At 66.6% G+C, this 20,917-nt stretch carries 16 protein-coding genes and 3 tRNA genes; 17 read left to right on the top strand and 2 right to left on the bottom strand.

Annotated elements, in window-relative coordinates:
• Positions 1–263 precede the first annotated feature (263 nt).
• The 4 genes from QNA08_RS03595 (at position 264) to QNA08_RS03580 (ending at position 2,477) form a co-directional block, all read left to right on the top strand.
• Positions 264–479 carry an alkylphosphonate utilization protein gene (locus tag QNA08_RS03595; RefSeq protein ID WP_283739280.1) on the top strand — a complete coding sequence of 72 codons (216 nt, stop codon included), beginning with the start codon at positions 264–266 and terminating at the stop codon, positions 477–479.
• 398 nt (positions 480–877) lie between these two features.
• On the top strand, positions 878–1,159 hold the full coding sequence (locus tag QNA08_RS03590; RefSeq protein ID WP_283739279.1) for a hypothetical protein: 282 nt from the start codon (positions 878–880) through the stop codon (positions 1,157–1,159).
• Between the two features lie 259 nt (positions 1,160–1,418).
• Positions 1,419–1,781 (top strand): hypothetical protein, encoded by a 363-nt coding sequence (locus tag QNA08_RS03585; RefSeq protein WP_283739278.1) that lies wholly within the window; start codon positions 1,419–1,421, stop codon positions 1,779–1,781.
• A 240-nt stretch (positions 1,782–2,021) separates the two neighbouring features.
• The gene (locus QNA08_RS03580; RefSeq protein WP_283739277.1) at positions 2,022–2,477 is read left to right on the top strand and encodes a hypothetical protein; all 456 of its coding nucleotides are present in this window, start codon (positions 2,022–2,024) and stop codon (positions 2,475–2,477) included.
• Between the two features lie 103 nt (positions 2,478–2,580).
• On the opposite strand, the gene QNA08_RS03575 is transcribed toward QNA08_RS03580, so the two are convergent.
• Positions 2,581–4,257, bottom strand: coding sequence for an MFS transporter (locus tag QNA08_RS03575; RefSeq protein WP_283739276.1), 1,677 nt, complete (start codon positions 4,255–4,257; stop codon positions 2,581–2,583).
• A gap of 394 nt (positions 4,258–4,651) precedes the next feature.
• Between QNA08_RS03575 and QNA08_RS03570 the strand changes: the two genes are divergently transcribed.
• A complete protein-coding gene (locus tag QNA08_RS03570; protein ID WP_283739275.1) occupies positions 4,652–5,158 on the top strand; it encodes a hypothetical protein in 507 nt (168 codons plus the stop codon).
• Positions 5,159–5,177: 19 nt separating this feature from the next.
• On the opposite strand, the gene QNA08_RS03565 is transcribed toward QNA08_RS03570, so the two are convergent.
• On the bottom strand, positions 5,178–6,044 hold the full coding sequence (locus tag QNA08_RS03565) for a TrmH family RNA methyltransferase (RefSeq protein ID WP_283739274.1): 867 nt from the start codon (positions 6,042–6,044) through the stop codon (positions 5,178–5,180).
• A 191-nt stretch (positions 6,045–6,235) separates the two neighbouring features.
• Between QNA08_RS03565 and QNA08_RS03560 the strand changes: the two genes are divergently transcribed.
• The 12 genes from QNA08_RS03560 to rpoC all read left to right on the top strand — a co-directional run bounded on the left by QNA08_RS03560 (position 6,236) and on the right by rpoC (position 20,631).
• Positions 6,236–6,320: transfer RNA gene (locus QNA08_RS03560), tRNA-Tyr, on the top strand.
• 21 nt (positions 6,321–6,341) lie between these two features.
• Positions 6,342–6,415 (top strand) — tRNA-Gly (locus QNA08_RS03555).
• A gap of 246 nt (positions 6,416–6,661) precedes the next feature.
• Positions 6,662–7,852, top strand: coding sequence for an elongation factor Tu (gene tuf / locus QNA08_RS03550; protein WP_283739263.1), 1,191 nt, complete (start codon positions 6,662–6,664; stop codon positions 7,850–7,852).
• Positions 7,853–8,030: 178 nt separating this feature from the next.
• Positions 8,031–8,107, top strand: a tRNA-Trp gene (locus QNA08_RS03545).
• 168 nt (positions 8,108–8,275) lie between these two features.
• Positions 8,276–8,473 carry a preprotein translocase subunit SecE gene (secE, locus tag QNA08_RS03540; RefSeq protein WP_283739326.1) on the top strand — a complete coding sequence of 66 codons (198 nt, stop codon included), beginning with the start codon at positions 8,276–8,278 and terminating at the stop codon, positions 8,471–8,473.
• 13 nt (positions 8,474–8,486) lie between these two features.
• Positions 8,487–9,020: a transcription termination/antitermination protein NusG gene (gene nusG / locus QNA08_RS03535; protein ID WP_283739273.1), complete on the top strand. Its 534-nt coding sequence runs from the start codon at positions 8,487–8,489 to the stop codon at positions 9,018–9,020.
• A gap of 210 nt (positions 9,021–9,230) precedes the next feature.
• Positions 9,231–9,662, top strand: a complete 432-nt coding sequence (gene rplK / locus QNA08_RS03530) for a 50S ribosomal protein L11 (RefSeq protein ID WP_283739272.1) — start codon at positions 9,231–9,233, stop codon at positions 9,660–9,662.
• 11 nt (positions 9,663–9,673) lie between these two features.
• Positions 9,674–10,372: a 50S ribosomal protein L1 gene (gene rplA, locus QNA08_RS03525; protein WP_283739271.1), complete on the top strand. Its 699-nt coding sequence runs from the start codon at positions 9,674–9,676 to the stop codon at positions 10,370–10,372.
• A 573-nt stretch (positions 10,373–10,945) separates the two neighbouring features.
• A complete protein-coding gene (gene rplJ / locus QNA08_RS03520) occupies positions 10,946–11,464 on the top strand; it encodes a 50S ribosomal protein L10 (RefSeq protein WP_283739270.1) in 519 nt (172 codons plus the stop codon).
• Positions 11,465–11,512: 48 nt separating this feature from the next.
• Entirely contained in the window at positions 11,513–11,893 is a 381-nt protein-coding gene (rplL, locus tag QNA08_RS03515) for a 50S ribosomal protein L7/L12 (protein WP_283739269.1), read from the top strand.
• Positions 11,894–12,156: 263 nt separating this feature from the next.
• Entirely contained in the window at positions 12,157–16,278 is a 4,122-nt protein-coding gene (gene rpoB, locus QNA08_RS03510; protein ID WP_283739268.1) for a DNA-directed RNA polymerase subunit beta, read from the top strand.
• A 165-nt stretch (positions 16,279–16,443) separates the two neighbouring features.
• Complete coding sequence (gene rpoC, locus QNA08_RS03505; protein WP_283739267.1) at positions 16,444–20,631, top strand: DNA-directed RNA polymerase subunit beta'; 4,188 nt, start codon at positions 16,444–16,446, stop codon at positions 20,629–20,631.
• The last annotated feature ends 286 nt before the right edge of the window (positions 20,632–20,917 follow it).

Raw genomic sequence — 20,917 nt, 5'->3', positions numbered from 1 at the left:
ACTTCCCCCAGGCGCGCCTGGGGGAAGTGTCACCCATGTGTCCGGTACGTCCTGTCACCCATGTCTCGGACCGCTCAAGCCCGCCAGGTCGACTTCAATCCGCCGACCTGGTGGGCTTCTCGTTTGCGGTGCGGTTTCCGGGAGGAGGCGTCACGGGCACGCCCCGCCACACTGCTGTGAGACAGCTCGCCATTCCCGATGCCGGGTGATGCGCCAAATCCTGCGGCCGGCAGACCAGACCTTGGACGAAGAGGGGAAATGGGATGACGAATGTGAGGGACTGCAACGGCAACCCCCTGAAGGACGGTGACTCGGTCACGCTCATCAAGGACCTGAAGGTGAAGGGCACATCCGTCACGCTGAAGCGCGGCACGCTTATCAAGAATATCCGCCTCACCGACGCGGAAGGCGAAATCGAATGCAACGCCGAGAAGGTCAAGGGATTGGTTCTGAAGACCGAATTCCTGAAGAAGGCCTAGAATCGGTCATGCATGGCTGAGCGGTCGCGTCATCCTTCCATTGCGCGCGAACCAACCTTTCTGCGATCGAGCCAGGATTATTGTTCGCCGCCCCGATGCGGGCATGAGGTCAGGGGCCCCAGCCCGCAGGCTGCCCTTGTCCGCCGTGGCGCCGGTTGGACCGGAGCCCGGCCGGGCCTGCCGGTGATCCGGCTCCTCCCGCCGGTCGCCCGGAGCTCTCCGCCCACCCGTCATCTGGCACCTCGCTCGTTGCCGGCGCGAGCGCCGGCCTGACCCGTCACCTCCCCCCTTTCGGGGGATGACGGGCCGCGTGCGGCGGCGCACATCGGGACACCACGACCGGGACCATGGTGCTCCGGTAAGCGGCCGCATGTGCCGTTCCGGGGAGGTGACGAGCGATGACGCCGATAACCATCAGAGCCCTCGTCTGTGCGGCCAGGCTCGCCGCGATCGCCATGCCTGCAGGCGTCGGCGCGCAGGCCGCCTCCAGTCACATCGGCAAGCGGGACGTGGTGATCGCGGACAAGGACCTGTCGGCGCCTTCGGGGACTGTTCCCGAACAGCAGTCCGTCCAGGCGACCACCAGGGCTCCGGACGCTTCCTCCTGCCTGCGCATGCGCCAGAAGGTATTCCTCGAGGGACGGGGGTGGGTCGTGCGTAACGTGACGCTCTGCAACTGAGAGGCTGTCGGCGCCGGCGGCCTGGAGGGAACGACAGGGTTCCTGGTGCGTTATCCCCATGAGAAACCGACGGGCGGGTGCGTCGGAGCGTATTCTTGCCGCAACTCGCGATGAGGATGCTGCTCGCCCCCCCCCCCGTGGGACGTCGGGGAACAGGGTTCATCCGGCGTTCAGGCTGGGGACGCTAATCAGGAGTCGAAGGCTCGAGGGGCGTGCGCGGCACCAACCACGGGCAAGGAATTGGACGAGGAGGCAAACCATGTTCACCTCCAACCTGTCGAAGAAGACGGTTGCCACGGCGCTTGCCGTTCTCACGGTCGCCGGCACGCTCTCCGTCGCCTCGACGGAAGCCGAGGCGCGCAACCGGTACAGCGGTGGCGCGGTGGCCGCGGGCGTGATCGGTGGCCTGGCACTCGGCGCTCTTGCTGCCGGTGCCGCGCGTCCGGCATACGCCTATCCGGCGCCGGGGTATTATTATGACTACGGCCCGCGTCCGGCCTACTACGGCTACGGCCCCGCCTACTACTACGACGACGACGTTCCGGCGTGCTTCACCAAGTATCGCCGTGTCTGGGTGGATGGCTGGGGCTGGCGTACGCGCCGCGTGACCGTCTGCGACTGATCGCCGACCGGCGAGATCCATTGATCCCGAATATCCGGGAAAGCCCCGCTTCGGCGGGGCTTTCGTCGTTCTGGCCGCCGCATCCCTCCATCGTGCGCCGCTGACGTCGGCCATGCCGGCGGGACGCCGCCATCCCGGCAGGTGTGACGATTGCGCGCGAGCCTTCCGGTGATGCGTTGCAACTCCCGCCCTCCAGCTGCGTTATAATGGCAATGACGCTACGGCAGGGAGGGAAGCGCTATGAAACGCTTCGCTCTAAACGGAAAGGTTCTGACCATCGCCCTGGCGCTCGCCACGGTGACCGGAACGCTCCTTGCGGCATCGGAACCAGCCCAAGCCTTTCATGGGCGCCACGGCTACTATGGAGGCGGGTATTTCGGCGGCTGGTATCCCCATCGCCATTGGTACGGATGGAGGACTTATTACGGATACAGGCCATATTATTATAGCTACGGTTACAGGCCGTACTATTACAGTTACGGTTACAGGCCGTATTATTACGGAAAGCCATATTATTACTACGACTATCCGTACTACGACGGCGGCGCCATCGCGGCCGGCATCATCGGCTCCGTCGGGGCGATCATCGCCTCGCAGGCGCGTTACCACGGGCGCTACTGCTACCGCGCGCCGCGCCGCGTCTGGGTCGACGATCTCGGCTGGCGCGTGCGGCGGGTGACCGTGTGCCGGTACTGAGGAGGCGGCGGGCGAGCGCAGCACCGCCGGCCGCGGGCCGAATGCAGAAAGCCCCGCCGGGGCGGGGCTTTCGAGGGTCGGGGAGCGACCGGGACGCTGTTCGTCACGCGCCCTTGTAGTCGTAGATGTCGCGGTCCTTCGTTTCGGGCACGAAGAGCAGGCCGATGACGAAGGTGCCGAGGGCGATCACGATCGGGTACCACAGGCCGTAGTAGATGTCGCCCGTCGAGGCCACCATGGCGAAGGCCGTCGGGGGCAGGAAGCCGCCGAACCAGCCGTTGCCGATGTGGTAGGGCAGCGACATGGCCGTGTAGCGGATGCGGGTCGGGAAGAACTCGACCAGAGCCGCTGCGATCGGGCCGTACACCATCGTGACGTAGATCACGAGCAGCGTCAGGATGGCGATGAGTGCGAGGGCCTTGCTGCTCGCGAGAGCCTCGAAGAAGCCGTTGAGCTTGACGATATTGGCGTCGCCCGCCTTCGGGTAGCCCGCCTCCTGCGCCGCTGCGACGATGGTCTTGGCGAAGTCCTTGTCGACGGCCACTTCCTTGCCGTTCACCGTCACCTTCGTCGGCGCGCCGGCGGGAGCGGAGACAAGCTCGTACTTGATGGCCGCGCGGGCGAGTGCAACACGGCTCGTGTCGCAGGGCGCCGTGAAGCTGCGGATGCCGACCGGATCGAACACCGAGCCGCAGGTGGCGGGATCGGCCGAGACCTGCACCTTCACCGTCTCGAGCGCTGCCGCCAGACCGGGATTGGCGATCTTCGTCATCTGGTTGAAGAGCGGGAAGTAGGTCAGCGCCGCGATGAGGCAGCCCGCCAGGATCACCGGCTTGCGCCCGATGCGATCGGAGAGCGAGCCGAAGACGATGAACCCGCCGGTGCCGAGGATGAGCGACCAGGCGATGAGGACGTTGGCCGTGAACAGGTCGACCTTGAGGATCGCCTGCAGGAAGAACAGGGCGTAGAACTGGCCCGTGTACCAGACCACGGCCTGGCCGGCGACGAGGCCGAGCAGGGCGAAGATCACGACCTTGAGATTCTTCCACTGGCCGAAGGCTTCGGTGAGCGGCGCCTTCGACTGAGCACCCTCTTCCTTCATCTTGCGGAAGGCCGGCGATTCCTGCATCTGCAGCCGGATCCAGACCGAGATGGCGAGCAGGAAGACCGAGAGCAGGAAGGGAATGCGCCAGCCCCACTGCGCGAAGGACTGTTCGCCCAGATAGATGCGGATCGTCAGGATGACGACTAGAGACAGCAGGAGGCCGAGCGTCGCGGTGGTCTGAATCCAGCTCGTGTAGAAGCCGCGGCGTCCGACGGGCGCGTGTTCGGCGACATAGACCGCGGCACCGCCGTATTCGCCGCCGAGCGCGAGGCCCTGCAGCATGCGCAGCGCGATGAGCACCACGGGAGCGATCCAGCCGATGGAGGCATAGCTCGGCAGGAGGCCGACCGCGAAGGTCGACACGCCCATGATCAGGATGGTGATGAGGAAGGTGTATTTGCGGCCGACGAGATCTCCGAGCCGACCGAAGACCAGCGCCCCGAAAGGACGCACCAGGAAGCCCGCGGCGAAGGCGAGCAGGGCGAAGATGTTGCGCGTGCTGGCATCGAAGGCGCTGAAGAACTGCGCTCCGATCATCACGGCGAGCGAACCGTACAGATAGAAGTCGTACCACTCGAAGACGGTGCCGAGCGAGGAGGCAAGAATGACCTTCCTCTCCTCGGCGCTCATCGGACGGACAGCGACGTCCGTCCGTGTCGCGGTAGCCATGCTCATGGCGAGCTCTCCTTGGGCGTTTCCTGTTTCCGTTCCCTCCGGGTCGTTGTCGCCCGGGATGCACGGCCGTCGCTTCGTTTCCCCGCCCGGCGCGCTCCGGCCCGATCAAGGGCCTCGAACGCATCTGCGGCGGCGCGGCTTGCGTGCTCTGTTGGTGCCGGTCCTCTCCGGGACCGGGACCCTCCTCCCGCGGGAGACGGGTGAGGGAATGGCTGAACAGTAAGTCAGCCTCGGTTTCGTGTCGCTCGACAATTCGTCTTGTAGTCGAAAGTCGAAGCACGTCTCTCGCGCAGCGTTTCATCGCCGCGATACCTGCGATTTGCCTCGTCGTCGGGGACGGCGCGATCTACACTCGGCTTTGCGGAGGCGCAGCGGAACGGGACGGAGAAACATCATGCGCACGGGCAGTCTTGCTTGGGCCGGGACCGGCCTTGCCGCCGCCATCGTCGCCGTCGCCGGCCTGGACCTCGTGTCGGCGCCCCCGGCGGCGGCGCAGGGCGTCGGCATCCCCGTGATGAGCGGAGGCCATGCGAGCGGGCCGGGCGCGAATCGGGGAGGGCTTCTCGCCGTCACCCCGGCGCGATGGCAAGGGCCCGTCGTACATCTGCCGCGGCGCCTGTTCCGCGGAGCGCCGTGGTGGTGGGACAGTGGGCCCTTCGTGAGCACGGTCGAGATCGCGCGGGAACCCGCGCCCGTTCCGAGCGAGCCGCCATCGCTGCCCTCCGCGGCCGGCATCCGGGCGGCGCCCGTCGCCGCGCCGATGCTCTATGTCATCGAAGGCGTGGGCAAGGCCGTGGGGCGCGCATCGGAGGCGCCCAGAAGCATCGAGGCGCGGAGGCCGCCGCAGGGAGGCGAGCCGGATCCGACGCTGCTGCGTATCGTCACCGTCCGCGTGCGGTGAGCGAGACGCCTCGCCGCGCTCAGGCCGGCGGCCGGGCGCCGAGGCGCATCGTCACCGCATAGAGCGAAACCGCCGCGGCGTTCGAGACGTTCAGGCTCTTGATCGCGCCCGGCATGTCGAGCCGGGCGAGGTTGTCGCACCGCTCGCGGGTCAGTTGCCGCAGGCCCTTGCCCTCCGCGCCCAGCACCAGCGCCAGGGGGCGGCGCAGGGGAATGGCATCGAGCGGCGCCGGGCCCTCCGAATCAAGGCCGATCTTCTGGAAGCCGCGTTCGCCCAGGGCGAGAAGGGCTTCGGCCAGATTGCGCACGATGACGAAAGGCACGTGCTCCAGGCCGCCGGAGGCAGACTTCGCCATGACCCCCGTCGCGGCCGGGCTGTGTCGCGCCGTCGTCACGATCGCGTCCACGCCGAAGGCGGCCGCCGTGCGGGTGATCGCCCCGACGTTGTGCGGATCGGTGATCTGGTCAAGCACCAGGACGAGGGCGTCCGGCGGCAGGGTCTCGAGCGTCGGCGAGGGCAGGGGATCGGCTTCGAGGAGGAGGCCCTGGTGCACGGCGTCGGGACCGAGCCGCCGGCCGATCTCGTCGGGTCTCACGATCTCGGCTTCGATCGGCAGGGTCCCAAGGGCGTCCGTCAGCCGGCGCAGGGCGTTCTCGGTCGCGAACAGCCGCCGGGGGTGGCGCCGGCCGTTGGCGAGCGCTTCGTAGACCGGGTGCCAGCCGTAGAGAATCGCGACGTCGAGCGCCTCCGGCGCCGCGGGGCGCCCGCGCCGCCACGCCTCGCCGGCCTGCGCCGGTGTGCCGAAGGGCTTCTGCCGCTTCGCGCCGCCTCTGCCGCCGAACTTCCCGTCCCTGCCGTGGCCCGGGCGGCCGTCGTCTCGCACCATCGTTTCGTCCCCTGTCGCGACGCCGAACGTGTCGCACGACGGTTCCTGTGATGCCAGACGGGTTTTCGGTTGACACCACATCTCGCCCTCACCATAAGAAGCCCGCGCTGCCAATGCCGTGAGCGCCGAGCGGTCCGAAGCTCGGTTTCATGGCTTTGCTCGCCGCCCGGCAGATCTTCCGAGAGCGTGACGGAGGGGTGCCCGAGTGGTTAAAGGGGACGGACTGTAAATCCGTTGGCTACGCCTACGTTGGTTCGAATCCAACCCCCTCCACCATCTCGAAGGACTGCCGCGGGCGCGGGTGTAGCTCAATGGTAGAGCAACAGCCTTCCAAGCTGATGACGAGGGTTCGATTCCCTTCACCCGCTCCAGCTTCCTTCCGATCGAGCGAGGCGCGTGACGGTTCGCCCGCCGCCGCTGCGGCGGTGATGTCGCCGCATCCTGCGGGGCATTCTCCGGGAAGGGGCGGCTCTTCAAAGCGCGGATTTCGCCGGGACGGGCGGAACTCCGCTCTTGAAGAACGAAGGGAAACCTCCTAGAGGGTCCCACGGTTTTCAAGCGGCCGGCTTCCGGCCGCTTTCCCTTACCACCCATATCGATGCCAGGGATCGCGATCGATGGCGAAGGAAAAGTTTGAGCGGACGAAGCCGCACTGCAACATCGGGACGATTGGCCACGTTGACCATGGCAAGACGTCTCTGACGGCTGCGATCACGAAGGTTCTGGCCGAGAAGGGTGGTGCGTCGTTCACGGCGTATGACCAGATCGACAAGGCGCCTGAGGAGAAGGCGCGCGGCATCACGATCTCGACGGCGCATGTGGAGTACGAGACGGCGAACCGGCACTATGCGCACGTGGACTGCCCCGGGCACGCGGACTACGTGAAGAACATGATCACGGGCGCGGCGCAGATGGACGGGGCGATCTTGGTGGTGTCGGCTGCGGACGGGCCGATGCCGCAGACGCGGGAGCACATCCTGCTTGCGCGGCAGGTGGGCGTTCCGGCGCTTGTCGTGTTCATGAACAAGGTGGACATGGTCGACGATCCTGAGCTTCTGGACCTTGTGGAGCTTGAGGTTCGGGAGCTTCTGTCGAAGTACGAGTTCCCCGGCGACGACATCCCGATCGTGAAGGGCTCTGCGCTGTGCGCGCTGGAGGACCGCAACCCGGAGATCGGGCACGACGCGGTGCTGAAGCTGATGGAGGCGGTGGACGCCTACATCCCGCAGCCGGAGCGCCCTGTTGACCAGCCGTTCCTGATGCCGGTCGAGGACGTGTTCTCGATCTCGGGGCGCGGCACGGTGGTGACGGGTCGCGTCGAGCGTGGCGTGATCAAGGTCGGCGAGGAAGTGGAGATCGTCGGTCTGCGTGCGACGCAGAAGACGACGGTGACGGGCGTCGAGATGTTCCGCAAGCTGCTTGACCAGGGTCAGGCGGGCGACAACATCGGCGCGCTGCTGCGCGGCACGAAGCGCGAGGATGTGGAGCGCGGGCAGGTGCTGTGCAAGCCCGGGTCGGTGAAGCCGCACACGAAGTTCAAGGCCGAGGCCTACATCCTGACGAAGGAGGAGGGCGGCCGCCACACGCCGTTCTTCACGAACTACCGTCCGCAGTTCTACTTCCGGACGACGGACGTGACGGGCGTCGTGCACCTGCCCGAGGGCACCGAGATGGTGATGCCGGGCGACAACGTGACGATGGAAGTGCACCTGATCGTGCCGATCGCCATGGAGGAGAAGCTGCGCTTCGCCATCCGCGAGGGCGGCCGCACCGTCGGCGCCGGCGTCGTCGCATCCATCATCGAGTAAGGCGCCTCGATCGTTGTTCGATCAGGCAATGGATAAGGGGATGTCGCCTCTCGACATCCCGGCTCCATGATGTATAGGGAGCGGCGGTGACGCCGCTTCCGGCCGCCCCCGACCACGGTTCTCCGGCGTCGGGAGCAAGGTCGGGCGCCTGGGGCCTCGGGCCTCCGCCAGTCCCGCTAGGAGTGTAGCTCAACTGGTTAGAGCACCGGTCTCCAAAACCGGGGGTTGGGGGTTCGAGTCCCTCCACTCCTGCCAGCGGGACAGAAGGACCGATTTGCGCTTTCACCGCGAAAGGTCCAGATAAGCGGACGAAGCTAAGGCGGCGCGACAGCCATGACGGCTCGCGCCGCGTGCGATTCGGGGGGCGCCATGCGCCCCCAAGCGGCGAAGGAGCGTATCGCGCCCGGCGCGAACGTGGGAATGATGGCGAAGACGAATCCTGCCGATTTCATCCAGCAGGTCCGCAACGAGGCTGCGAAGGTCACCTGGCCTACCCGCAAGGAGACCATGGTCACGACGGCCATGGTGTTCGTCATGGTCATCATGGCGAGCTTGTTCTTCCTCCTCGCCGACCAGCTGCTGCGCTTCGGCGTGAGCGTGGTTCTCGGCATCGGGCGCTGAGGAGAGGCTTTTCATGGCGAAGCGCTGGTATATCGTCCACGCCTACTCGAACTTCGAGAACAAGGTGGCGCAGTCACTGCGCGACCAGGCCGCGCAGCGCGGCCTCGAGGACAAGTTCGAGGAGATCCTGGTGCCGACCGAGAAGGTCGTCGAGGTGCGCCGCGGCCGCAAGGTCGACACGGAGCGCAAGTTCTTCCCCGGCTACGTGCTCGTGAAGTGCGACCTGACGGACGAGATCTATCACCTCATCAAGAACACCCCGAAGGTCACCGGCTTCCTCGGTGCCGACAAGTCGAAGCCCCTGCCGATCCCGGACCGCGAGGCCGAGCGCATCAAGGGGCAGGTGGCCGAGGGTGTCGAACGCCCGAAGCCCTCGATGCATTTCGAGATCGGCGAGCAGGTGCGTGTGTCCGACGGGCCCTTCGCCTCGTTCAGCGGCATCGTCGAAGAAGTCGACGAGTCGCGCGCCCGGCTCAAGGTGGCGGTCTCGATCTTCGGCCGCGCCACGCCGGTCGAGCTGGAATACGGGCAGGTCGAGAAGATCTGACCTTTTGCGCCGCGGTCGGGTGCCATGCGCCCGGTCCGGCTCAGGAATGCGCGCGCGCTCTTGCGAGGGCGCGGCGCAATCCCCGCAAGGGGAACCACCGCGGGAGGCTCGCCGGTTCGCCAGCCGGAGCAACGCGCCGCACCGCGATCTGCAACCTGCGGTCCTCGGGGTTAGGCGCCCGAGCGGCCGCGATCTTTGGGAGCAGCCATCATGGCGAAGAAGATCACGGGTTACGTGAAGCTTCAGGTCCCGGCCGGCGCGGCCAACCCGTCCCCGCCGATCGGTCCGGCGCTCGGTCAGCGCGGCCTGAACATCATGGAATTCTGCAAGGCCTTCAACGCGAAGACCGGGCAGATGGAGAAGGGCATGCCGATCCCGGTGATCATCACCGTGTATCAGGATCGCTCCTTCACCTTCGAGATGAAGCAGCCGCCGGTGTCGTACTTCCTCAAGAAGGCGGCCAACATCACGAGCGCGTCGAAGACCCCGGGCCGCGGCGGCTTCGCCGGCAAGGTGACGAAGGCGCAGGTTCAGGAGATTGCCACCAAGAAGATGGCCGATCTGAACTGCGACAGCATCGAGTCGGCCATGTCGATGATCGAAGGCTCGGCCCGTTCGATGGGCCTTGAGGTCGTGGGCTGAGGAGGGCGAACATGGCTAAGCTCGGAAAGCGCATCGCCTCGGCCCGCGAGGGTATCGACCGCGAGAAGCTCTACTCGATCGACGAGGCGGTGAAGCTCGTCAAGGAGCGCGCCAAGGCGAAGTTCGACGAGACGATCGAGGTGGCGATGAACCTCGGCGTCGATCCGCGCCACGCGGACCAGATGGTTCGCGGCGTCTGCAACCTGCCGAACGGCTCTGGCCGCTCGGTGCGCGTGGCGGTCTTTGCGCGCGGCGCCAAGGCTGACGAGGCGAAGGCCGCCGGTGCCGACGTGGTGGGCGCTGAGGACCTGTTCGAGACCGTCAACGGCGGCACGATCGACTTCGACCGCTGCATCGCAACTCCGGACATGATGCCGCTCGTCGGTCGTCTCGGTAAGGTGCTCGGCCCGCGCGGCCTGATGCCGAACCCCAAGGTCGGCACGGTGAGCATGGACGTCGCCGGCGCCGTCAAGGCCGCCAAGGGCGGCGCGGTGGAGTTCCGCGTCGAGAAGGCGGGCATCGTGCACGCCGGCATCGGCAAGGCTTCGTTCGACGCCGACAAGCTCGTGCAGAACATCAAGGCCTTCGCGGATGCCGTCGCCAAGGCCAAGCCCTCGGGCGCCAAGGGGACCTACATCCAGCGCGTCGCCATCTCCTCGACGATGGGGCCTGGTGTGAAGGTCGATCCCTCGTCGGTGCTCGGCGCCTGATCGCCGCGGCCGATAACGATCCTGCGACGACCGCCGGCCCGACCGGCGGTCGTTTGCTTCTGCCCGGCGGCGATTGCCCGGTCGGGGTTCGGGCGCGGCGGATGGGGCAGCAGGATGAGGCCCCGCGCGCTTTTCCACTTGGCAGATGGCGCCGCAGGGTATAAGGGACCTGTTCGTGTCTCAAAAATCTGTTGGGAATCGGAGCATCGTCCGAATCTCGACGAAAGAGATTCCATCCCGAGGGATGGAACATGGCCGGCGGACCGGAGGGAGACCTCTGGCCCGAACCGGCCATGCGTCCTGTCCGAGACTGCAGGTGCCGGAAGGGGCTCGCCTCTTCGGGCATAATTTCGGTGAGAAGCCTGCATAGACGGGTAAGGCTGGTTTCGGGTCGCGGATTGCGGCGCGGGATCGGTTCGAACCTTTTGCCTGGGGTGTGGGCGCGTCCCACGTCTCCGGGGGACAGGGCTAGCGAACGTCGCTCGACTGGTCGCGGCCCAGCGCCTCGATCGGTCCGGGCGGCAAGTGCAGCCGGCGGGAAGGATTTCCGACCCGCCAACCGGAGAGAGCCCAGTGGACAGAGCGGCAAAAAGTGAGCTCGTCTCGACGCTCAACGAGGTGTTTCAGAGCACCGGCGTTGTCGTCGTGGCCCACTATGCCGGCCTCACCGTCGCCGACATGCAGAAGCTCCGCAAGGAGATGAAGCAGGTGGGCGCCACCGTGAAGGTCGCGAAGAACCGCCTCGCCAAGATCGCTCTCGAAGGCACGGACGTCGCATCCATCGCGCCCCTCCTCAAGGGGCCGACGTTGCTGGCCTATTCCAGCGACCCGGTTGCGGCGCCCAAGGTCGCCGTCGATTTCGCCAAGGCCAACGACAAGCTCGTTATCCTCGGCGGAGCGATGGGCCGGACCGCCCTGAACCCGGACGGCGTGAAGGCTCTGGCCTCGCTCCCGTCCCTGGACGAACTGCGCGGCAAGCTCGTCGGCCTCATCCAGGCGCCGGCGACGAAGATCGCTCAGCTCGTCAACGCGCCGGCCGGCAAGCTCGCGCGCGTCTTCGGGGCCTATGCCAAGCGAGACGAAGCGGCGTAAGGCCGTTCGATATCCGAACTCAATCGAACCGATCCAGGAAGAGAAATCATGGCTGATCTTGCGAAACTCGTCGACGAGCTGTCGGCCCTCACGGTCCTCGAGGCCGCCGAGCTTTCGAAGATGCTCGAGGAGAAGTGGGGTGTGTCCGCCGCTGCCGCCGTCGCGGTTGCTGCCGCCCCGGGCGCGGCCGCCGGCGCTGCCGCGGCTGTCGAGGAGAAGACCGAGTTCACGGTCGTCCTCGCTTCGGCTGGCGACAAGAAGATCGAGGTCATCAAGGAAGTCCGTGCCATCACGGGCCTGGGCCTGAAGGAGGCCAAGGACCTCGTCGAGGGCGCGCCGAAGACCCTGAAGGAAGGCGCGGCCAAGGACGAGGCCGAGAAGATCAAGGCGACCCTCGAGAAGGTCGGCGCCAAGGTCGAGCTCAAGTGATCGATCGGGATCGCGCGTGCGATCCCGCGTCACGAGTTCTGGCGGTCCCGGGGCCTTTGCTCCGGGGCCGTCGTGTCGTCCCGGAAAGCCTGCTCTCGGCGGCGGCTCTTCCGGGTCCGTCCCGCAGCCCTGCGCGGGTTGCGGACATTGTCCTTCGGCGGCGCCTTCGGGCGTGACGCCGAACGGCTGACCCGGCGGCCTTGCGAGGCCGTCCCGCCCGGAAGGGCCGCCGGGTCAGCCGTGCGTGAGGAGCGAGAACCGACATGGCCCAGACGATCACCGGCCGGAAGCGTGTCCGCAAGTTCTTCGGCAAGATCCGGGAAGTGGCCGAGATGCCGAACCTCATCGAGGTTCAGAAGGCGTCCTACGACCAGTTCCTGATGGTCGACGAGCCGAAGGGCGGGCGGCCCGAGGAAGGTCTGCAGGCCGTCTTCAAGTCCGTATTCCCGATTTCCGACTTCTCGAATGCGGCCCTGCTCGAGTTCGTCAAGTATACCTTCGAGCCGCCGAAGTACGACGTCGATGAGTGCCGCCAGCGGGGCATGACCTTCGCCGCTCCGCTGAAGGTGACGCTGCGCCTCATCGTCTTCGATGTGGACGAGGATACCGGCGCCCGCTCCGTGAAGGACATCAAGGAGCAGGATGTCTACATGGGCGACATGCCGCTCATGACGGACAACGGTACCTTCATCGTCAACGGCACCGAGCGCGTCATCGTCTCGCAGATGCACCGCTCGCCCGGCGTGTTCTTCGACCACGACAAGGGCAAGACCCACTCCTCCGGCAAGCTGCTGTTCGCAGCCCGCATCATTCCCTATCGCGGTTCCTGGCTCGACATCGAGTTCGACGCCAAGGACATCGTCTATGCCCGCATCGACCGTCGCCGCAAGATTCCGGTGACGTCGCTCCTTTATGCGCTCGGGCTCGACGGCGAGGAGATCCTCGACACCTTCTACGGCCGCATCCACTACAAGAAGGACAAGGACGGCTGGCGCGTTCCCTTCGACGCCAACCGCATGAAGGGCTTCAAGGCGTCGGTCGACCTCATCGACGCGGATTCGGGCGAGGTGGTGCTCGAGGCCGGCAAGAAGCTGACGGCGCGCACTGCTCGTCAGCTCGCCGAGAAGGGCCTCAAGGACCTGCGCGCCACCGACGAGGATCTGTTCGGCCAGTACGTGGCCGAAGACCTCGTCGACGTGAACACGGGCGAGATCTTCGCCGAGGCGGGCGACGAGATCGGCGACAAGCTCCTCAAGACGCTGGCCGATGCCGGCTTCGGCGAGATTCCGGTGCTCGACATCGACCACGTCAATGTCGGTCCCTACATCCGCAACACGCTTGCCGTCGACAAGAACTCCTCGCGCGAGGAGGCGCTGTTCGACATCTATCGCGTGATGCGCCCCGGCGAGCCGCCGACGCTGGAGACGGCGGAGGCGATGTTCCAGTCGCTGTTCTTCGATCCGGAGCGCTACGACCTCTCGGCCGTCGGCCGTGTCAAGATGAACATGCGCCTGGACCTCGACGCCGAGGACACGGTGCGCACGCTGCGCCGCGAGGACATCCTTGCCGTGGTCAAGGCGCTCGTGGACCTGCGCGACGGCCGCGGCGAGGTGGACGACATCGACCATCTCGGCAATCGCCGCGTGCGCTCGGTCGGCGAGCTCATGGAGAACCAGTATCGCCTCGGCCTCCTGCGCATGGAGCGCGCCATCAAGGAGCGCATGTCGTCGGTCGATATCGACACGGTCATGCCGCAGGACCTGATCAACGCGAAGCCCGCGGCCGCCGCGGTGCGCGAGTTCTTCGGCTCCTCGCAGCTGTCGCAGTTCATGGACCAGACGAACCCGCTCTCCGAGGTCACGCACAAGCGCCGTCTCTCGGCGCTCGGCCCGGGCGGCCTGACCCGCGAGCGGGCGGGCTTCGAGGTGCGCGACGTGCACCCGACGCACTATGGCCGCATCTGCCCGATCGAGACGCCGGAAGGTCCGAACATCGGCCTCATCAACTCGCTCGCGACCTTCGCCCGCGTCAACAAGTACGGCTTCATCGAGGCGCCCTACCGCAAGGTCAAGGACGGCCGCGTGACGAACGAGGTCGTCTACCTCTCGGCCATGGAGGAGGCGAAGTATTATGTCGCCCAGGCCAATGCGGCTCTGGACGCCGACGGCCGCCTGACGGACGAGCTGGTCGTCTGCCGCAAGGCGGGCGAGAACGTGGTCGTCTCGCCGGATCGCGTCGACTGCATGGACGTGTCGCCGAAGCAGCTCGTCTCGGTCGCGGCGGCGCTCATCCCGTTCCTCGAGAACGACGACGCCAACCGCGCCCTCATGGGCTCGAACATGCAGCGCCAGGCCGTGCCGCTCGTGAAGGCGGACGCACCCTTCGTCGGCACGGGCATGGAGGCGGTCGTCGCGCGTGACTCCGGCGCCGCCATCGCGGCGCGGCGGACCGGCATCGTCGACCAGGTGGACGCGACCCGTATCGTCATCCGCGCGACGCAGGACCTCGATCCGTCAAAGTCGGGCGTCGACATCTACCGGCTGATGAAGTTCCAGCGCTCCAACCAGTCCACCTGCATCAACCAGCGGCCGCTGGTGAAGGTGGGCGACATGGTGCGCAAGGGCGACATCATCGCCGACGGCCCGTCGACGGAGTTCGGCGAGCTTGCGCTCGGCCGCAACGTCCTCGTCGCCTTCATGCCGTGGAACGGCTACAACTTCGAGGACTCCATCCTGCTCTCCGAGCGGATCGTGAAGGACGACGTCTTCACCTCGATCCACATCGAAGAGTTCGAGGTGATGGCCCGCGACACCAAGCTCGGGCCGGAGGAGATCACGCGCGACATTCCGAACGTGTCGGAAGAGGCGCTGAAGAACCTCGACGAGGCCGGCATCGTCTATATCGGCGCCGAGGTCCACGCCGGCGACATCCTCGTCGGCAAGATCACGCCGAAGGGCGAAAGCCCGATGACGCCGGAGGAGAAGCTGCTCCGCGCCATCTTCGGCGAGAAGGCCTCCGACGTGCGTGACACCAGCCTGCGCGTGCCCCCGGGCGTGACGGGCACGGTCGTCGAGGTGCGCGTGTTCAACCGCCATGGCGTCGACAAGGACGAGCGCGCCCAGGCGATCGAGCGCGAGGAGATCGAGCGTCTCGCCAAGGACCGCGACGACGAGCAGGCGATCCTCGACCGCAACGTCTACGCCCGCCTCGCCGAGGCGCTGTCGGGCCAGGTGGCGGTCGCCGGCCCGAAGGGCTTCAAGAAGGACACCCAGCTCACCCGCGAGGTGCTCGCCGAGTATCCGCGCTCGCAGTGGTGGACCTTCGCCGTGGCCGACGACGCCCTGATGGGCGAGCTCGAGGCCATGCGCAAGCAGTATGACGAGTCGAAGAAGCGTCTGGAGCAGCGCTTCCTCGACAAGGTCGAGAAGCTGCAGCGCGGCGACGAGCTGCCGCCCGGCGTGATGAAGATGGTCAAGATCTTCGTCGCGGTGAAGCGCAAGATCCAGCCGGGCGACAAGATGGCCGGCCGGCACGGCAACAAGGGTGTCGTGTCGCGCATCGTGCCGATCGAGGACATGCCGTTCCTGGAGGACGGCACGCATGCCGACATCGTGCTCAATCCGCTCGGCGTGCCGAGCCGCATGAACGTCGGCCAGATTCTCGAGACGCATCTCGGCTGGGCCTGCGCCGGTCTCGGCAGGCAGGTGGGCCGGGCGGTCGACGCCTACATGAAGTCGAAGGACGCGGCGGGGCTCCGGTCGACGCTGACGTCGGTCTACGGCGACGACAAGCTGGTCGAGGGCATGGCGGACGAGGATCTCGTCGAACTCGGCCAGAACCTGCGCCGCGGTGTGCCGATCGCCACCCCGGTCTTCGACGGCGCCAAGGAATCCGACATCGAGACCATGCTGCGGCAGGCGGGCCTCGACGAGTCGGGCCAGTCGACGCTCTATGACGGACGCACGGGCGAGCCCTTCGACCGGAAGGTCACGGTCGGCTACATCTACATGCTGAAGCTGCACCACCTGGTCGACGACAAGATCCACGCCCGTTCGATCGGCCCGTACTCGCTCGTCACCCAGCAGCCGCTGGGCGGCAAGGCGCAGTTCGGCGGACAGCGCTTCGGCGAAATGGAGGTGTGGGCCCTCGAGGCCTACGGTGCCGCCTACACGCTGCAGGAAATGCTGACCGTGAAGTCGGACGACGTGGCGGGCCGCACCAAGGTCTACGAGGCCATCGTGCGCGGCGACGACACCTTCGAGGCGGGCATCCCGGAGAGCTTCAACGTTCTCGTCAAGGAGATGCGGTCGCTCGGCCTCAACGTCGAGCTCGTCTCGACGAAGAAGGCGGCGGAAGAGCTGCCGCCCGCGGAGGCAGCCGAGTGAGGGTGCCGGTGTCGGTTTGAGGATGAACAAGGCCGCGGGGGCTCAGCGAGCGCCCGCGGCTTCAGAGCTTGAAGCGTTGATGTCGCGGGCTGCCGCGGTGTCCGCAACGTGATTGCCGGCGGGACGTGCCGCTCCCTGAGCGCCCCCGCAACCGAGGAGACGGCGATGAACCAAGAGGTCATGAATCTCTTCAATACCCAGGCGCCCGCGCAGACCTTCGATCAGATCAAGATCTCGATCGCGAGCCCGGAAAAGATTCTGTCCTGGTCCTACGGCGAGATCAAAAAGCCGGAGACGATCAACTATCGCACGTTCAAGCCGGAGCGTGACGGCCTGTTCTGCGCGCGCATCTTCGGCCCGATCAAGGACTACGAGTGCTTGTGCGGCAAGTACAAGCGCATGAAGTACAAGGGCGTCATCTGCGAGAAGTGCGGCGTCGAGGTGACGCTGGCGCGCGTCCGGCGCGAGCGCATGGGCCACATCGAGCTCGCCGCGCCCGTGGCCCACATCTGGTTCCTGAAGTCGCTGCCGTCGCGCATCGGCCTTCTGCTCGACATGACGCTGAAGGACCTCGAGCGCATCCTCTACTTCGAGCAGTACGTGGTCATCGAGCCGGGTCTCACCCCGCTCAAGGACCGCCAGCTGCTCACCGAGGAGGAGTATCTGCGCGCGCAGGAGGAATACGGCGAGGACTCCTTCACGGCCATGATCGGCGCGGAGGCCATCCGTGAGATCCTGAAGAGCCTCGATCTCGAGAAAATCGCCGCGGACCTGCGCCAGGAGATCGCGACGACCACGTCCGAGCTCAAGCCGAAGAAGCTGATGAAGCGCCTCAAGATCATCGAGGCCTTCATCCAGTCCGGCAACAAGCCCGAATGGATGGTGATGACGGTCATCCCCGTCATCCCGCCGGACCTGCGTCCGCTCGTGCCGCTCGACGGCGGCCGCTTCGCGACGTCGGACCTCAACGACCTCTACCGGCGCGTCATCAACCGCAACAACCGCCTGAAGCGCCTCATCGAGCTCAGGGCGCCGGACATCATCATCCGCAACGAGAAGCGGATGCTGCAGGAGTCGGTGGACGCGCTGTTCGACAACGGCCGGCGCGGGCGCGTCATCACGGGTGCGAACAAGCGCCCGCTGAAGTCGCTCGCAGACATGCTGAAGGGCAAGCAGGGCCGCTTCCGCCAGAACCTGCTCGGCAAGCGCGTCGACTATTCGGGCCGTTCGGTCATCGTCGTCGGCCCCGAGCTCAAGCTGCACCAGTGCGGCCTGCCGAAGAAGATGGCGCTCGAGCTGTTCAAGCCGTTCATCTACGCGCGGCTTGACGCCAAGGGCCTGTCGGCCACGGTGAAGCAGGCGAAGAAGCTCGTCGAGAAGGAGAAGCCCGAGGTCTGGGACATCCTGGACGAGGTGATCCGCGAGCATCCCGTGATGCTCAACCGCGCGCCTACCCTGCACCGCCTTGGCATCCAGGCCTTCGAGCCGATCCTGATCGAAGGCAAGGCCATTCAGCTGCACCCGCTCGTCTGCGCGGCCTTCAATGCCGACTTCGACGGTGACCAGATGGCCGTGCACGTGCCGCTGTCGCTGGAAGCCCAGCTCGAGGCGCGCGTGCTGATGATGTCGACGAACAACATCCTGCACCCGGCGAACGGCCAGCCGATCATCGTGCCGTCGCAGGATATCGTTCTCGGCCTTTATTACCTGTCGATCATCTCGGAGGGGCAGCCGGGCGAGGGCAAGGCCTTCGCCGACATGGGCGAACTCGAGCATGCGCTCGCCGAGAAGGTCATCACACTGCATTCGAAGATCAAGTACCGCTGGAGGGGCCTCGGCGAGGACGGCCAGCCGGTTTCGAAGATCTACGAGACCACGCCCGGCCGCGTCATCCTCTCGCAGGTGCTGCCGAAGCATCCGAAGCTGCCCTTCGACGTCGTGAACAAGCTCATGACGAAGAAGGAGATCTCGAACATGATCGACGCCGTCTACCGCAACTGCGGTCAGAAGGAGTCGGTGATCTTCTGCGACCGCATCATGGGGCTCGGCTTCTACCACGCGTTCAAGGCCGGCATCTCCTTCGGCAAGGACGACATGGTGGTGCCGGAGAACAAGTGGGCGATCGTCGACGAGACGCGCGCGCTCGTGAAGGAGTTCGAGCAGCAGTTCAACGACGGCCTGATCACCCAGGGCGAGAAGTACAACAAGGTGGTCGACGCCTGGGGCAAGTGCTCCACGCGCCTCGCCGAGGAGATGATGACGCGCATCTCGTCCGTGCAGAAGGACGAGCAGGGCCGCGACAAGCCGGTGAACTCCATCTACATGATGGCCCACTCCGGCGCCCGCGGCTCGCGCGAGCAGATGCGCCAGCTCGCCGCCATGCGCGGCCTGATGGCGAAGCCCTCGGGCGAGATCATCGAGACGCCGATCATCTCGAACTTCAAGGAAGGCCTGGACGTGCTCGAGTACTTCAACTCGACGCACGGCGCGCGCAAGGGCCTCGCCGATACGGCGCTCAAGACGGCGAACTCGGGTTACCTCACCCGTCGCCTCGTCGACGTGGCGCAGGACGCGGTCATCCGCGAGGCGGATTGCGGCACCGACAAGGGCATCCGCATGCGGGCCATCGTCGATGCCGGTCAGATCGTGGCCTCGCTCGCCTCGCGCATCCTCGGCCGTACGGCGGCGGAGGACGTCGTCGACGCCGAGGGCCGCGTCATCGTGCCGGCCGGCACCATGATCGAGGAGTGGCACATCGAGCCGATCACCGCCGCCGGCATCCAGGAGGTGAAGATCCGCTCGGTGCTCACCTGCGAGGCGAGGAACGGCGTCTGCGCCACCTGCTACGGGCGCGACCTTGCCCGCGGCACGCCCGTCAACATGGGCGAGGCGGTCGGCGTCATCGCGGCGCAGTCCATCGGCGAGCCGGGCACGCAGCTCACGATGCGCACCTTCCACATCGGCGGCGCGGCGCAGATCGCCGACCAGTCGTTCTTCGAGACGAATTTCGAAGGCATGGTCAAGATCCGCAACCGCAACGTGGCACGGAACTCGGACGGCGACCTCATCGCCATGGGCCGCAACCTGTCCGTCGTCATCGTCGGGCCGGACGGCCAGGAGCGCGCGGTCAACCGCATCCAGTACGGCGCGCGCCTGAAGGTGGACGAGGGCGACCAGGTGAAGCGTGGCCAGCGCATCGCCGAGTGGGACCCCTACACCCGGCCGATCCTCACGGAGGTGGACGGCACCGTCGGCTTCGAGGATCTCGTCGAGGGCGCCTCCATGTCGGAGACGATCGACGAGTCGACCGGCATCGCCAAGCGCGTCGTCATCGACTGGCGCGGCTCGGCCCGCACGGCCGATCTGCGTCCGGCCATGGTCGTGCTCGGCGAGGGCGGCAAGGTCGCCAAGGTGGCGCGCGGCGGCGATGCCCGCTACCTGCTGCCGGTCGATGCGATCATCGCCTGCGACCCAGGCTCCAAGGTGAAGGCCGGCGATGTGCTCGCCCGTATCCCGATGGAGAGCGCCAGGACCCGCGACATCACGGGCGGTCTGCCGCGCGTGGCGGAGCTGTTCGAGGCGCGGCGCCCGAAGGATGCGGCGATCATCGCCGAGAAGTCGGGCACGATCACCTTCGGCCGTGACTACAAGAACAAGCGCCGCCTGACGCTCGTTCCGCATGACGGGTCGGAGCCGGTCGAGTACCTGATCCCGAAGGGCAAGCACATCCACCTGCAGGACGGCGACGTGGTCGAAGTCGGCGACTTCATCGTCGACGGCAACCCGGCGCCGCACGACATCCTGGCGATCAAGGGCGTCGAGGAACTCGCCGCCTATCTCGTCAACGAGATTCAGGAGGTCTACCGCCTGCAGGGCGTGAACATCAACGACAAGCACATCGAGGTGATCGTCCGCCAGATGCTGCAGAAGGTGGAGATCTCGGATCCGGGCGATTCCGAGTTCCTGCAGGGCGAGCAGGTCGACCGGATGGAGCTCGAGGAGGCGAACGAGAAGCTCGCCGCCGAGGGCAAGAAGCCGGCCGCCGGCGCGCCGGTGCTGCTCGGCATCACCAAGGCAAGCCTGCAGACGCGCTCCTTCATCTCCGCCGCCTCCTTCCAGGAGACGACCCGCGTCCTCACCGAGGCGGCCGTCAACGGCAAGGCGGACAACCTCGAGGGACTGAAGGAGAACGTCATCGTCGGCAGCCTGATCCCCGCCGGCACCGGCGCCATCGCCGGCCGCCTGCGCGAGGTTGCCCAGCGCCGCGACGATCTCATCCTGGCCCAGCGCGCGAGCGAGGCGAAGGTTGCCGCGGAGGTCGCCGGCGAGCTGCCGCCGGCTGCCGCGGAGTAAGATGCCCGGGGGCGGCGAAGGCCGGTTCATCGGCAAGCGGCAAGGGCCACCTCCGGGTGGCCCTTTCTTTTTGCTTCGTTGGGTCGCCAGCCGGCTTCCGGGCCCGGACGGGACGAATACGGCCGCACACGATCGGGGCGCGCGATCCTGGACCGGGTCGAAGGCCCCGGCCGTGCACAGAAGGGCAAGGCCGGGCCCGCCGCCGTGCTCAACGCCGATGATGTCATCCGCCCTCGTACGGAACGGACGGGGGATGCGGGCGGCCAACCTTAGACGCCACCTGCAT

Source organism: Chelatococcus albus, assembly GCF_030067675.1.
Taxonomy (GTDB): domain Bacteria; phylum Pseudomonadota; class Alphaproteobacteria; order Rhizobiales; family Beijerinckiaceae; genus Chelatococcus_A; species Chelatococcus_A albus.
This window is presented reverse-complemented; position numbering and strand designations above follow the sequence as displayed.

What these genes read in the sequence shown, in the direction of transcription:
- QNA08_RS03595 (WP_283739280.1), top strand. Translation starts at nt 264, where the DNA reads ATGACGAATGTGAGGGACTGCAACGGCAACCCCCTGAAGGACGGTGAC.
- QNA08_RS03590 (WP_283739279.1), top strand. Translation starts at nt 878, where the DNA reads ATGACGCCGATAACCATCAGAGCCCTCGTCTGTGCGGCCAGGCTCGCC.
- QNA08_RS03585 (WP_283739278.1), top strand. Translation starts at nt 1,419, where the DNA reads ATGTTCACCTCCAACCTGTCGAAGAAGACGGTTGCCACGGCGCTTGCC.
- QNA08_RS03580 (WP_283739277.1), top strand. Translation starts at nt 2,022, where the DNA reads ATGAAACGCTTCGCTCTAAACGGAAAGGTTCTGACCATCGCCCTGGCG.
- QNA08_RS03575 (WP_283739276.1), bottom strand. Translation starts at nt 4,257, where the DNA reads ATGAGCATGGCTACCGCGACACGGACGGACGTCGCTGTCCGTCCGATG.
- QNA08_RS03570 (WP_283739275.1), top strand. Translation starts at nt 4,652, where the DNA reads ATGCGCACGGGCAGTCTTGCTTGGGCCGGGACCGGCCTTGCCGCCGCC.
- QNA08_RS03565 (WP_283739274.1), bottom strand. Translation starts at nt 6,044, where the DNA reads ATGGTGCGAGACGACGGCCGCCCGGGCCACGGCAGGGACGGGAAGTTC.
- tuf (WP_283739263.1), top strand. Translation starts at nt 6,662, where the DNA reads ATGGCGAAGGAAAAGTTTGAGCGGACGAAGCCGCACTGCAACATCGGG.
- secE (WP_283739326.1), top strand. Translation starts at nt 8,276, where the DNA reads ATGGCGAAGACGAATCCTGCCGATTTCATCCAGCAGGTCCGCAACGAG.
- nusG (WP_283739273.1), top strand. Translation starts at nt 8,487, where the DNA reads ATGGCGAAGCGCTGGTATATCGTCCACGCCTACTCGAACTTCGAGAAC.
- rplK (WP_283739272.1), top strand. Translation starts at nt 9,231, where the DNA reads ATGGCGAAGAAGATCACGGGTTACGTGAAGCTTCAGGTCCCGGCCGGC.
- rplA (WP_283739271.1), top strand. Translation starts at nt 9,674, where the DNA reads ATGGCTAAGCTCGGAAAGCGCATCGCCTCGGCCCGCGAGGGTATCGAC.
- rplL (WP_283739269.1), top strand. Translation starts at nt 11,513, where the DNA reads ATGGCTGATCTTGCGAAACTCGTCGACGAGCTGTCGGCCCTCACGGTC.
- rpoB (WP_283739268.1), top strand. Translation starts at nt 12,157, where the DNA reads ATGGCCCAGACGATCACCGGCCGGAAGCGTGTCCGCAAGTTCTTCGGC.
- rpoC (WP_283739267.1), top strand. Translation starts at nt 16,444, where the DNA reads ATGAACCAAGAGGTCATGAATCTCTTCAATACCCAGGCGCCCGCGCAG.